Annotated in this window: 11 protein-coding genes; 5 read left to right on the top strand and 6 right to left on the bottom strand. The window is 41.1% G+C overall.

Annotation, left to right across the window (positions count from 1 at the left end):
• The first annotated feature begins 61 nt into the window (after positions 1-61).
• Positions 62-1,837 (top strand): sensor domain-containing diguanylate cyclase, encoded by a 1,776-nt coding sequence (locus tag F612_RS0102130; protein ID WP_157760444.1) that lies wholly within the window; start codon positions 62-64, stop codon positions 1,835-1,837.
• Complete coding sequence (locus F612_RS0102125) at positions 1,809-3,026, top strand: Card1-like endonuclease domain-containing protein (RefSeq protein ID WP_083917266.1); 1,218 nt, start codon at positions 1,809-1,811, stop codon at positions 3,024-3,026. The genes F612_RS0102130 and F612_RS0102125 overlap by 29 nt, the downstream gene beginning before the upstream one ends.
• A gap of 2 nt (positions 3,027-3,028) precedes the next feature.
• Here the strand turns inward: F612_RS0102125 and F612_RS12000 are convergent, their stop codons facing one another.
• Positions 3,029-4,351 (bottom strand): TIGR03790 family protein, encoded by a 1,323-nt coding sequence (locus tag F612_RS12000; protein WP_019556095.1) that lies wholly within the window; start codon positions 4,349-4,351, stop codon positions 3,029-3,031.
• Positions 4,352-4,614: 263 nt separating this feature from the next.
• Between F612_RS12000 and F612_RS0102115 the strand changes: the two genes are divergently transcribed.
• A complete protein-coding gene (locus F612_RS0102115) occupies positions 4,615-5,286 on the top strand; it encodes an RluA family pseudouridine synthase (RefSeq protein ID WP_019556094.1) in 672 nt (223 codons plus the stop codon).
• A 308-nt stretch (positions 5,287-5,594) separates the two neighbouring features.
• On the opposite strand, the gene F612_RS0102110 is transcribed toward F612_RS0102115, so the two are convergent.
• The 3 genes from F612_RS0102110 to F612_RS0102100 form a co-directional block, all read right to left on the bottom strand.
• A complete protein-coding gene (locus F612_RS0102110; protein WP_019556093.1) occupies positions 5,595-6,887 on the bottom strand; it encodes a porin in 1,293 nt (430 codons plus the stop codon).
• 426 nt (positions 6,888-7,313) lie between these two features.
• Positions 7,314-7,754: a YtoQ family protein gene (locus F612_RS0102105; RefSeq protein ID WP_019556092.1), complete on the bottom strand. Its 441-nt coding sequence runs from the start codon at positions 7,752-7,754 to the stop codon at positions 7,314-7,316.
• Positions 7,755-7,848: 94 nt separating this feature from the next.
• Positions 7,849-9,456 carry an NAD(P)/FAD-dependent oxidoreductase gene (locus tag F612_RS0102100; RefSeq protein ID WP_019556091.1) on the bottom strand — a complete coding sequence of 536 codons (1,608 nt, stop codon included), beginning with the start codon at positions 9,454-9,456 and terminating at the stop codon, positions 7,849-7,851.
• A 187-nt stretch (positions 9,457-9,643) separates the two neighbouring features.
• Between F612_RS0102100 and fdxA the strand changes: the two genes are divergently transcribed.
• On the top strand, positions 9,644-9,970 hold the full coding sequence (gene fdxA / locus F612_RS0102095; protein WP_019556090.1) for a ferredoxin FdxA: 327 nt from the start codon (positions 9,644-9,646) through the stop codon (positions 9,968-9,970).
• 178 nt (positions 9,971-10,148) lie between these two features.
• Positions 10,149-11,330: a DEAD/DEAH box helicase gene (locus F612_RS0102085; RefSeq protein WP_019556088.1), complete on the top strand. Its 1,182-nt coding sequence runs from the start codon at positions 10,149-10,151 to the stop codon at positions 11,328-11,330.
• 154 nt (positions 11,331-11,484) lie between these two features.
• Here F612_RS0102085 and F612_RS11995 read toward each other — a convergent pair whose 3' ends face one another.
• On the bottom strand, positions 11,485-12,372 hold the full coding sequence (locus F612_RS11995) for a sensor domain-containing diguanylate cyclase (RefSeq protein WP_019556087.1): 888 nt from the start codon (positions 12,370-12,372) through the stop codon (positions 11,485-11,487).
• Positions 12,373-12,382: 10 nt separating this feature from the next.
• A complete protein-coding gene (locus tag F612_RS0102075) occupies positions 12,383-13,216 on the bottom strand; it encodes an alpha/beta fold hydrolase (protein WP_019556086.1) in 834 nt (277 codons plus the stop codon).
• Positions 13,217-13,420 lie beyond the last annotated feature (204 nt).

The raw sequence follows: 13,420 nt of genomic DNA, 5'->3' as shown, positions 1-13,420 counted from the left end.
TTGATTTTTAAAGTTACCAAGCTTGACCATCACTTATGCTATTATTTTAAAACGTCACTACATGAACTTATTGTTTACCAATCAAATGTTTAAATTATTCAGTGTTTTTATTCTATTTTTCACACTCTTATCGCCAGCATGCGCTGCTTTGCCGACCGTGGACATTACACAACCCAATCATCAAATCGGTCATGCCATCTCATTCTACGAAGATGTCAACCACCACGTCGAATTCTCCCATATAACCGAATTGCCAATAGACAACTTCAAGCCGCTGAAACAGGATGTTAGCGCACACTTATTTACCAACTCAACCTTTTATTATAAATTTGATGTCACCAACCCTCAAACTCAATCCTTAAGTCGACTGCTGGTCTTTGAAACCCCTTGGTTGGATGACATTAAAATTAAAGTAATTTCGCCAAATTCAACAATACAGCAATACACGACAGGAAACATTTATCCTTTTAGCCAAAGGGCTGTGGCCCACCCTTACCCAAATATAGAACATCTTTTTGAACCCGGTATTTCGACGGTTTATGTTCAAGTGAAGACCCGTGATCCGTTTATCGTACCAATCTCGATTATCGACCGTGAAACCCTGTTCAAAGATCAAGTTTTACACGTTAGTGTAACTGCATTTATGTACGGTATTATTATTGCGATGCTTCTATATCATTTGATTCTTTTTGTCAGTATTAAGTTACGCTACTATGCTTTTTACGCACTCTATTTAGCCATTTTCTTAATGGCGAACGTCAGTTATCATGGTTATACCTTTCAATTTCTTTTGGGTGATTACCCCACCATTCAAAATTGGCTACAATCGACAACCATCTTTTTATTTTCAATTTCCGGATTACTGTTTGCCAAATCCTTTCTAAACCTAAAAAAATATCTACCTTCGGCTCAAAAAAGCATGAATGCTTTTATTTTAATATTTATAGGCACAATGCTTTTTTCTGCTCTATTTGGATACCATATACACATCATACTCGCCATCACTATGGCAATTTTATTTAGCATTTATGTCTTTTCTATTGCGCTGTTATCACTTTTAAATGGGAATCAATCTGCACTTTTCTTTTTACTTGGAACCACTGCTGGGCTGATTGGTACCTCCATAACAGCACTCACTGTCATGGCACTGGTTCCTTACACTCGCATTGGCTATCAAGCGATAGAAATTGGCATGGTCGTTGATTCAATCTTACTATCATTTGCCTTAGTCAATCGGGTAAAAATCAATGAAAAAGATAAGCAAATTGCTGAGTTCTTTGCCAAAACCGATGCGCTAACGAATTTGCCCAACCGTAGAGCTTATAACGACATTTGCCATCAAGAACAGAGTCTCACCAATAAGATTCACCACACACAACTGTCCGCTTTGATGATTGATATCGACTTTTTTAAATTGGTAAACGATACTTATGGACATGAAACGGGAGACATCGTTTTGCAAAGAATCGCGAGGCTACTGCAAAACTCAATTAAAACCAGCGACTATATTTTTCGTCTTGGCGGAGAAGAGTTTCTTATTCTTCTTCCCGACACTCAGGTTAACCAAACAAAAGAGATTGCAGAGCGAATAAGGTCAACGGTTGAAAATATGGAAATTTTAGACAAAACTCAACCGATCAAAATCACTGTTAGCATTGGTGTTTCTATCCATATAACACCGGATAAGTGTATTATCGAAGCTGTGCGCACAGCCGATTCACTTCTTTACAGAGCGAAACAATCTGGTAGAAACCAAGTCATGGTCGCTACTTTTAACCCCCTCGTTTCAAACGGATTAAGCCTTCAAAATGCCGACCAAGCCCTCCGACATGATTAATCAATACAGCACTCATCTTGTTTTCGCCGATCGCGAAATGACACCGAATCTAGGACCTATATTAGATGAACGGTTGATTGTTAAGAATGTTTTGATTGCCTATACACCCAACCTCATTGAAAATGCCAAGCGACTCAAAACGATCTACAATGCACATAACATCAAGGCCGAGCTGCGGCCAATAGAACCTGCTTTTGAGATCAGCGACATCGTCAGTGACCTCAAAAATCTGGTAAAAGAGATACCCTACGAACAGCTCGCCTTTAATATCAGCTGTGCCAGTAAAATGTATACGCTCAGTGTCTTCAAGGCCTTTGAAAATACCCCTGTTGGGCTCTATTACCTGTTGCCGAACGACCAATTCAAATGGATTCAACCCAATGGTCTGGCTGAGTTTAATATTGCTGACAACCTTCAGCTTGAAGAGTTTTTGCATGCACATGGAATAGAACAAATGGATGCCGTTAAATTAACACCCAGCCAAGCAAGCTTTGCCAATGGTTTGGTGAATGCCATTCAAAAAATCATTCTGCAACAACATGCACTGACGACTTATCAGTTTTTTTCAACGCACTTTGCGCGAGGTAAATCGTTTAAATTGATCTTACACAATGAGCACTATTATTTAAATGAAATCAATTCTCACACACGAATCAACGCCGATTTATTAGTGGGCTTTCTGCGTAAACTGCATAATCAAAACATACTCTGCTTAAACATGAACGACAATGAAATCAGTCCTAGAGCTGAACACGATGGATGGAGGCGCACCTTTTTTGAAGGCGGTTGGTTAGAGTACTATACCTATCGTGCGATATTAGAACTCAAAGCAGAAATTCCTAAGCTGAAAGACGTCGCGTTTGGCGTCAAGCTACAGCGTGAAAACGCCCATGATGAAGCTGATGTGTTGTTTATAGCCAACAATCAACTGTTTATTGTGGAATGTAAAACCGGGGCGAACGTGAATGTAAACTTACATTTACAAAGACTAGACAGTTTAAAAAATCGACTTGGAGGCGTAACCGCGCATGGGCTTTTGGTGACGACTGAAGACATTGGTGCCAACCTCAATAAAGCCAATCTGCTGAATGTTGGTGTGATTGATGGTAAGCAGTTAATGGATTTAAAAACGCATCTCAAACACTGGATTCTGAATGAAATCAGTCATACTTGGCAACGCAAAGAATAAACTTAATGAGAGACTGTTTCCATCGTGGGATCGACAATTTTGTAATGATCAGGCCTGATGTCAACACTGATATCATCTCGTACACGGTCAAACTGTATCACCACACTTTTAGTCTTTCTATCAACCCCTACTTTGGCTTTGATACGCTTATATTTTTGACCCTGTTTATCCCAAACAAATACCTGATAGGGTATTAACGCTTTCAACAAACGGGTTTTAATAAGCACTGTTTTGTCCGTATAGAGCAATTTTTGAGCGCCAAAAGGCCTCGCTAATGGCTCTCCTACAAATAACCCCTCTCCCGGTTGTTCAACCGATTTCCAATAAGACTCTAATAAGGTTTCCCCAGCCAAATAATGAGGCAATATGTAAATCGGATTTGGAAATTTAGCGGGGAAATTACAAGGCTCAATCACCGTTCCATAACTGCCCGTTGCACCCGCCTCCAACCAGCGAAACGCTTTCATTTGCCCTTCAACGCCTAAACCCGCACCTCCTACTGACGTTAAGTGGTCAGCGATCGCGCCAGGGAGGTAGGTATTATCATTAAGGAATGGAATATCAACCCCGCCCGTCTGATACAGCATGATGTCTTTTATGCCTTGCAAATAATCCGGCTCATCCTTTTGAGAACGATCCATATATTTTACCCGTAACTCATCGTTATAGTTCCAGTGATCAGCCAATGCTTTAAAAGCACTGGCGCGAGTACTACGCGCTTGATCAGAGGTCCGCACTAAATATGCACTGCCTACTGGCATTTTTCCATCAGAGGCCACGCCTCGATCAATCAAGTGCTTTATGTCTTCAAAATTACGCCCCGTTAACAGCATACTAGGTCGCATGCCCAAGTCTTGCCATGGCTGTGTGCTGAAACTATTAAAATATGAGCTCTTCGCCGTCGGTTGACAGCCTTTCCCAGAGGGCTGAGTATATTTAGAATCAAATCCAAAGCTAAAGGCACTGGTCACTGACATACTCTCTACTCGGTAAGGTTTTTGCCACGTCAGCAACAAGCCTTGAATATCATCTGGCATCTCCTGTAGAAGCGTCCTGTACACGGTTTTGAATTGAGTTGAGTCCATTGAGTCAGTGTCCGGAAGATCCACTGTATAAAGATGCTCAATGGGAATATGTCGTTGCTGTTGATAGTATTCAGCCGTTTGTTCGGACAGTAAATCACCCCGCTTCACAATGACCGCTAAATTTTGGCTGTTTATACCGTAGCTAGGCAGTTCAATTTGGGGATTTTGAGCATTCGCCAGAGGTAACCAACTGCTCCCTAATAGGAACAAAAACAGGCTTAGAATTTTTCGTCTCTGCACTTTCTCTCCCCATGGATCTTATGCATCTATTTAAGTTGATTAAACATATCATAATAAATTCAAAACGATGACTTAAAATGCACACAAAATAGACATAAATGAGTACATTTCTGATTATTTTATAAACCGACCAGGCCTGGTGAATTCTTTTTTAAATAGAGGGACACCCATAGTAATAAGCCTAATCTATTCCCTTAAAAGGCCGTGTGCTTATTTTGGTATAATTCGCTCTTGCCCAAAACTTAGTGCTTTATCGATACTCTATGCAACCTCAAGCTGATCCATTTATCGTACCCGTTTGCCATGAAGAGATTGAAATTCTCTATCAGGACGAATACCTGCTGTTGATTAATAAGCCCACCCGACTGTTAAGCCTGTCGAGTAAACCACCACACAATCAAGACTCGGTTCATTCACGTTTAGCTAAGGCATTTCCGACGCCTACACTGGTTCATCGTCTGGATTTTGGAACGTCTGGCATTATGATTGTGGCTTTAAATAAAGCCATTAATGCCGCGATTGGCACTCAATTTCAAGAGCGTACCGTGACTAAAAGCTATACGGCAATTTTGCATGGCCACTTACACAAAGACTCTGGCAGCATGAATTTTCCAATTGGTAAAGGTACGTTCCCACAACAGAAAGTCTGTTACGAAACGGGGAAAAAAGCTTTAACAAATTATCAAGTGATGGAGCGGTATGAAGATAAAGAGAAACGAATTACTCGAGTAGAGTTCAAACCCGTCACTGGGCGAACCCATCAATTACGAGTGCATAGCGAAGCGTTCGGCCACCCTATTTTGGGCTGCGACCTGTATGCTTCTGATGAGGCATTTTTTATGGCTAACCGCCTAATGTTACACGCCACCACAATTGAATTTGACCATCCTATTACGGGTAAACGAATCAGTGGTGTATGCTCTTGTCCTTTTTAAAAAAGAAATGTACTTGCAGACAAAGAGTTAAAACCAATCCATTTTGACTCGAACGCATGGTACTGAGACACAGAGAACGGTTAGATGAGCCACTATTGAACAGGTTCTATCGAAGAAGTACTGATGCTGCTAGCTTGTCGAGAGGTCGTCTATTGAGAAGTATTCAGATGGTTAGAGGCAGAGAATGGAGAAAGGGGCTAATCATCATGGCTAATCCATTAGATTTCGAATGAATCAGCCGTTTGTCGAGATGTTCCCCTTCAGTCGAGCAGTGCACTCGACAGAGAAAATAGGATCACAAAATCTTATTAATAGACAACTCTCACTTGTAGGGCGATACGGTTATCAACAGCATCTAGTACTTTATGAACAGGTGCCGTCGAAGGGGCCGTTGGTGCCTTAACATCACGAATTTCATAGTTAGCCATCAAGGTTGTTTTCTTATTAAAGAAGTATTGAACGCCTAGAGTCGTCGTTGAAAACTCTCTTTGAACATCCGAATTTTTACCGGAATTAGCATCTTTTTCAGTGCCACTGTTTAAGCGATCATAACGTAGGTTAAGTTCAACATTTGGCTTGACGCGGTAACCTAAGTCAACATAATAACCGTTGGCTTTTTGATCTGTTTGAGTGCTGAAAAGTGCACCATCTGCTGGTGTTTTAGCGCCCGCTGACCCACCGTAAATCATGCCGTCAGCAATAATATATTCGGCCGTAGCACGATACTTTCCATCTGCATAAGTCGTTCCTAAACCAGAACGGCTCAATGATTTTTCACCAGGCGTGGTTTTAAACGTACGTTTGCCTTCATGATTCCAGGCATAAAGCTTAAAACCGTGACGTCGTCCACCTTCGCTTTTACCAAACACTTTCTCCGTAGACAAATAAGCATAGGTATCCAAAAACTGATTATTATCCGTGCGTGCAAGTCCGTTACCATTACCCAACATTAAGGCATAACTGGTTTCCCAGCCTTTTATATCAAATGAATCAAAGACCTGTATACCAAGATCTCGGAAAGCAGAAACAGAACCATTACGTCCACTGTTATTGGTAGGTTCATCATAAAATCTTTCATTTGAAATACGATCGGTTACATTTGAAAAGTTAATATAGTTGCCAACCGTTGCACTTTGCATGCCTTCTTCAGAGCCAGGTGTTTTAAATAACCCCATTCGGATACGAGCACCTTTAATGTGGTTTAAGGTAACACTTGCATCAGTGAGTTGACCTTGAGATGCGCCCTTGCCAGTGGTGATTCCATTATTGCCAAACTCACTTAATAAGAAATAATTCACCTTCGAATCCAGTGGAAAATTATTACCGCGGACTCCAATTCGAGCACGTCTAACATTAAATCCTTCTGAAGTCGTTAAGTTGGGCGCCATTTGGTTAAAAGCCGCTTTGAGCCCACTTGGTGGTCTGCTATCGTCCGTTTTTTGGTAATCCAGTTGCATGAATCCCCATACTTTTGCACGGGGTGCTTGGTTGGCTTTTTCAGTGCCTTGGAGCATTAGCCAGTTAGCGGCTTGTGCGGATGTGGATAAGCTGGCTGCAATAATTGCGGCAGGTAGGACTTTTTTTAGGATTTGCTTTTTCATATGACTTCTATCTCAGTTAAACATGCTAAGCATCATACTTAATCAAGATCTGTCTGAGTGCATATTTGAACAGATTCTATCTTGCTATTCATACACAAAACTAATACATAAAACAGTACTTTAAATAGGGTTAAAAGGGGTTTTATAGGTAAAACAAATAGTTAGTACTGTTAACCTCTAAAAATTCGATATCCAACGGTAAGACCATCAGACATTGCGCTTTACAATCCATGGCCAGTGCAATAGGTTAAATGTACACAGTGAAGCATTTGACTGCCGTTTATTATTAAAATAAATTACTTTATAAACCCTTGCCCTTTTTAAAAAATAAGCTTCATAAGCCGTGACCAGGCCTGGTCACATTACTTTAGACTCTCTATTCCAATGATTCTGACGGCTTGATGAATAGTTGTTCAAGATGCTGCGTTACTTTCCAATCACATATTTCAAAACATCCACGACTTGTTCTGGGGTGGTTGCCCATGCGAGTGCCGCGGCATCTACTTCTTTAAGCGGATGAATGATATCTTCACCATGAAGCGTAATATAAGGCGTATCCAGAGCTGCGCAATACCCTGCGTCAAAAGCAGCGTTCCATTGCTTGTATTTGTCACCAAAGCGAATAATGGCAACATCGCAGTTTTCAATTAACGTTTTCGTCCTAATGGCGTTTACCTTGGCTGATTTATGATCGCGCCAAAAGCCCTTTTCTTCACCGCCTAATACATCGCCCGCTGCATCACTCGCGTCATGGTCTGTGATGGCTGACGAAAAAGAGATAGAAAGATTATTTGCTTTGCACCCTTCCATTATTTTCGCTCTCCAGTCCGTGTGTATTTCACCTGAAAGGTATACATTTAAGTCCATATTTGATCACCTTATTTTAAATTATGTTCTATTGAAGTTAAGTGACTGCGCATTCGCGGTAAAAACCATTCATTCGCTTAACAACAAGCTTTATTTAATCCGCTTTATTGATTGCAAGCGCCATGGCTTCGGCCACTCGAATACCATCAATGGCCGCTGACATAATACCCCCTGCATAACCCGCGCCTTCGCCCGCAGGATACAACCCCTTGGTATTTATGCTTTGATAGTCCGCGCCACGTTTAATGCTTACAGGGGATGAGGTACGGGTTTCAACACCCGTCAATAATGCATCCCTCATCGCAAACCCACGGATTTTTTTATTGAAAGCCGGAATGGCTTCACGAATCGCCTCAAGACAGTAAGCAGGCAATATATCGGTCATATCCGTTAGTTTGATGCCCGGTTTATAGGAAGGCTCTACCTTGCCCACTTGAGAAGAGGATTTACCCGCCAAATAGTCCCCTACCAACTGTGCAGGGGCATCATAATTTTCACCACCCAACACATAAGCCGCGCTTTCCAGTTGACGCTGTAACTCAATCCCCGCCAATGGACCCTTATCAGGATAATCACTTGGATCAATCCCGACCACGATCGCGCTGTTGGCATTGCGCTCATTACGTGAATATTGGCTCATGCCGTTCGTCACCACTCGATGCTCTTCGGAGGTGGCTGCGACCACGGTTCCGCCAGGGCACATACAGAAACTATAAACAGAACGCCCATTTTTGCAGTGATGCACCAACTTGTAATCTGCGGCGCCTAAGATCGGGTTTCCAGAATTTTTGCCAAACAGAACCTCGTCAATCGCCGATTGATTATGCTCGATACGAAAACCTATCGAAAAAGACTTAGCTTCCATATACACCCCTTTTGCATACAACATTTCAAAGGTATCACGTGCACTATGCCCGGTGGCTAAAGCGATATGTTTCGATTTGATTTGTTGGCCATCCGACAGGGTCAGCCCAGTCACTTGACCGTCTTCAATATGCAGATCATCAACCCGTGCGCTAAAGCGAATTTCACCGCCCAGCTCAATGATTTTAGCGCGCATTTTTTCGACCATGCCCACCAATTTAAAGGTACCGATATGTGGCTTACTCACATATAAAATTTCGTCTGGTGCTCCAGCGGCCACAAAATCATTCAGCACTTTACGGCCATAATGTTTTTTATCTTTAACCTGTGTCCACAACTTTCCATCCGAGAAAGTGCCCGCGCCCCCTTCGCCAAACTGTACATTCGATTCGGTATTCAACGTTCTATTTCGCCAAAAACCAAAAGTGTCTTTGGTACGTTCACGCACTTCTTTACCACGGTCCAGAATAATCGGTTTATAACCCATCTCCGCCAACACCAAACCCACAAAAATTCCACAAGGTCCAAACCCAATCACGACGGGACGTTCGGCTAAATCTTCAGGCGCTTGCGTTACATACTGATAGGTCATATCAGGTGCGAGCCTAACATCTGGATTATCGTAGTTATCTTTTATCACAGCCTCATCATTGTCTGTTGACACATCAATGGTGTACAGCAAATCTATCTTATGCTTACTGCGGGCATCAAAACCACGTCTAAAAATAGTGAAATCGACCAGCTGATCTTCTTTGATAAAAAGCATCGATAAAACCGCTTTTCTAAGTTGGGCTTCGTTATGGTCTAGAGGGAGTTTTACATTGGTGATACGAATCATAGGATATCCAAAATTTATGTTACTTAGCTATAGTAAATATAAATAAAAAAATTAACGTTCAAGGCCTGCAACGACTTGATTGAATCTTGCAATCTGCAAACCATTAAGTAGTATACTTGCACTTGAAAAATTAGGCGTTAATCACGAAATTTTAGCAGAAATTGATACTCCATGGCGAAGAAAGAATATGGCATTTGTCGTTACCGAAAATTGCATTAAATGTAAATACACCGATTGTGTGGCGGTTTGTCCCGTTGATGCATTTCATGAAGGACCCAACTTTTTAGCAATTGATCCTGAAGTGTGTATCGATTGTGATTTATGCACGCCAGAATGCCCGGTCGACGCGATTTATCAAGAAGATGCTTTGCCCGAAAACATGCAGCATTATCGTGAATTAAACATAGAACTTGCGAAGCTTTGGCCAGTCATAACCGAGGTCATCCCTGCCCCCGCAGATGCTGATGAGTGGGGTGGTGTAACAGGCAAAGAGCAATATCTGATTATTGAATAACCATCGAATAATCGCCCTATTTGCCCTTGTCACCGCCGAAGCCAATGATCTGAATTAGAATTAGAATTAAAATTGACCAGGCCTGGTAAGTTAAAAAACCCGCTTTAAGCAAAGCTCCAATTATGTGCCCCATATTAAAGAATAGTCCGTTGATTGTTCATAACCACAAAGGTTTTATATGTCATTTTCAAAACTTGGATTAAGTGATCCTATTTTAAAAGCCGTTTCGGAGGCGGGTTACAGCAAACCCACCGACATTCAGAAACAGGCCATACCGATCATTCTATCCGGTCGAGACCTAATCGCGGCAGCACAAACGGGTACCGGTAAAACCGCCAGTTTTGTGCTGCCTATGTTGCAGAAACTTGATAGCACCGAAGGCGAACTACGCAGTAAGTCTATCCGTGCGCTTATCCTGACCCCTACACGCGAACTCGCCGTACAGGTTGAGGCCAATGTGGCCCAATATGCGAAGTATCTAAACCTGAGTTCTCTGGCGGTGTATGGCGGCGTGGATTCCGAGGCTCAAAAAGAACGCTTGGAAGAAGGCATTGATATTCTAGTGGCCACTCCGGGTAGACTATTAGATATGGCCTATCAACGTGCTTTATATTTTGATGATCTCGAAATCCTAGTCTTAGATGAAGCTGACAGAATGTTGGATATGGGTTTTATAGACGACCTCAATAAAATCATTGATCGTCTGCCGAGTGAACGTCAAAGTTTACTGTTTTCCGCAACGCTAACGGATGATATCCGCTATTTAGCCGATACCGTTTATGATGACGCCGCAGAAATATCCATTTCGCCTAATAAAAAGACTACACCGAAAATCAACCAGTGGTTAATCACAGTAGACAAGGACAATAAGTCTGCGTTACTAAGTCATTTGATTAATGATCAGCAGTGGGATCAGGCACTTATTTTTGTCGAGAAAAAACACTCTTCCGCCAAATTGGTCGAACAGCTTGGTAAGCGTGGCATTACCGCCGACTCTATTCATAGCGGTAGAAGCCAGGCCGTTCGTGAACAGATATTGGAAGATTTCAAATCGGGTAAATTGAAGTTTTTAGTCGCCACCGGCATCGCCGCTCGCGGGATTGATATCGATGATCTAAGTCGCGTGGTCAATTACGACCTGCCTTACCCTGCTGAAGATTATATTCACCGCATTGGTCGTACTGGTCGTGCCGGTGCTTCTGGTGAAGCCATCTCGTTGGTTTCAAAGGACGACTTTAAAAACCTCTGTGCGATTGAAAGTCTGTTGGGGAAAATCATTTCACGTAAAGAGATCGAAGGCTTTCCGGTTAAAAAGGTCGTACCGATTTCTATTTTGGATTACTTGCCTAAGAGAAGGTAAGGTAAAGAGTCGTGCATTTTGCAAGTCACAAAAAAGCCCGTGTTATGCGGGCTTTTTAATACTTTGAAATAACCAGGCCTGGTCAAATTAAATTAAATTAACTGGACTCAAACCTCAATTGATTTTTATTCGTTTATGATCTAACGCACCGAACTTACTTTATATAACAGGTCATTTCAGTTCGATTGCGACCATTGTTTTTTGCCTTATATAACATCCTGTCAGCTTCAGCTAAAACCGACATAAGGTCAGTGCTTTTACCGCTTCCGAAGTTACACACTGCCACGCCTATACTTACTGTCAAAGGCTTATTAAGCGTGATAATACTATTCAAATTTTGATGTAATCTCTGACAAAGTGCCTGTGCATCGTCAAAAGGTGTATCGTACAGAACAATCATAAATTCTTCTCCCCCCCACCTGGCTATAACATCCGTTTTTCGAAAAACCTCATGTAAAACCTTTCCAACGTCAACGAGCACTTCATCACCTTTTTGGTGACCTAATTCATCATTAATCCGTTTAAAATAGTCAATATCAACCATAACAAAAGATAAAGAAGATCCAGTTCGATAAGCTTGGTTAATTAACTTCTCAGATTCAAAAATGGCTGCGCGTCTGTTAAGTAAAGACGTAAGCGAATCAGTAGTTGCCTTGAGTTCTAATATTTCAGCTTGTTGTTCGAGTTGATCTCTAATATCAAGTAACTCTTGATACAGTTTGTCACGATTGATAGCCGTAAAAATGGACCAATATAGTTTGTCGTCCTGAATCTTAACGTTTGCAGTGATAGGGATTCGCTCATGCTTGGTATTCAACACTGTTAATTGAATTTCAAACATTTCATGCTCTTTTAAAAGCATTGGGTATAGATAACTCTCCAAAAAAATTAAAGAAGCCTTACTAAATAACAAATTCAATTTTAAGCCGATTAAACTTCCTTTACTATAATCTAGCACATCACATACATAATCATTCGTATATTCAATATCTCCATTTTTGATGTCACTGGTAAATAGACCACATGAAAATTTATTTAGCACTTAAACAACCTTAAACGGGTATATTTAAAAAAGAATACATGCTTTGTAAAACCTTATCTGGTTCCGTCATGTGCAAGCAATGTCCCGTTCCATCTATAATCTCAAATGTAGCGTTCGGGATTTGTTCCTTCATATACTCTCCAACATCCACTGCCGCTAAAGAATCATTAGCACTTTGTAAAATAAGACAGGGATGAAGTTCTTTTGACAGGATACTTCGATAATCTGAGAAAAAGGTCGCCTGAGCAAAAGGCTTAGAATACTTAGGATCAGTAGAACAAAAGCTACCAGACAACTCATTGATCAACTCTTCGGAATGAGATTGTCCCATTACGAGCGGAGCCAAGTAATTAGCCCAACCGATATAATTCTTATCCATTAAATTAATTAACTCTTCCAGGTCCTCTTTATCAAAACCACCTGAATACTCAGAACCTAAATTTAAAAAGCAAGGAGACGGGCAAACCATCACTAATTTTGAGAACAATTCAGGACGTAGTTGAGAAGCGATCATCCCAATAATCGAACTCACAGAATGCCCAACAAAAATCACATCTTCTAAACCAAGTGTATCGCACACCTCAATAACATCCTGTGCATACCCATCTAATGCCTGGTAGCGCTTTTTGTCATAAGAAAATAAACGAGACTTACCGCTGCCAACATAATCGAAAACAACGACTTTAAAATGCTTTTCTAATGCCGGCCACATAAATCGCCACATATTTTGGTCACAACCAAAACCATGCGCTAACACGATAGTACGTTTCCCCTGCCCAGTAACACGAACATTATTTCTCGAGATGATATCCTCAGAAGTTAACGAGAGTTGTGCGTTATCCATTTGATGTTCCTTAAAATATACAGTTAAGATGTTGGCATGAGAACGTAAAAACGTACCAAATTTAATTTTAATGTTCCTGTGCTATCAAGCCTTGTTGTAAACAGTATATTTCAGTCATTTTATGACCAATTATTCAGTTAAATAGCGCAAAAAACCTAATTTATTTTTTAAATAACCCTAATAATATCATCTAATGCATTCGTT

Source organism: Thiomicrorhabdus arctica DSM 13458, from assembly GCF_000381085.1.
GTDB classification, from domain to species: Bacteria; Pseudomonadota; Gammaproteobacteria; order Thiomicrospirales; family Thiomicrospiraceae; genus Thiomicrorhabdus; species Thiomicrorhabdus arctica.
The sequence above is the reverse complement of the archived record's forward strand: the minus strand, read 5'-3'. Positions and strand labels throughout refer to the sequence as shown.

Bases quoted from the DNA above. Each gene is read 5' to 3' on its own strand.
- F612_RS0102130 (WP_157760444.1), top strand. From the start codon at position 62: ATGAACTTATTGTTTACCAATCAAATGTTTAAATTATTCAGTGTTTTT.
- F612_RS0102125 (WP_083917266.1), top strand. From the start codon at position 1,809: ATGCCGACCAAGCCCTCCGACATGATTAATCAATACAGCACTCATCTT.
- F612_RS0102115 (WP_019556094.1), top strand. From the start codon at position 4,615: ATGCAACCTCAAGCTGATCCATTTATCGTACCCGTTTGCCATGAAGAG.
- F612_RS0102110 (WP_019556093.1), bottom strand. From the start codon at position 6,887: ATGAAAAAGCAAATCCTAAAAAAAGTCCTACCTGCCGCAATTATTGCA.
- F612_RS0102105 (WP_019556092.1), bottom strand. From the start codon at position 7,754: ATGGACTTAAATGTATACCTTTCAGGTGAAATACACACGGACTGGAGA.
- F612_RS0102100 (WP_019556091.1), bottom strand. From the start codon at position 9,456: ATGATTCGTATCACCAATGTAAAACTCCCTCTAGACCATAACGAAGCC.
- fdxA (WP_019556090.1), top strand. From the start codon at position 9,644: ATGGCATTTGTCGTTACCGAAAATTGCATTAAATGTAAATACACCGAT.
- F612_RS0102085 (WP_019556088.1), top strand. From the start codon at position 10,149: ATGTCATTTTCAAAACTTGGATTAAGTGATCCTATTTTAAAAGCCGTT.
- F612_RS0102075 (WP_019556086.1), bottom strand. From the start codon at position 13,216: ATGGATAACGCACAACTCTCGTTAACTTCTGAGGATATCATCTCGAGA.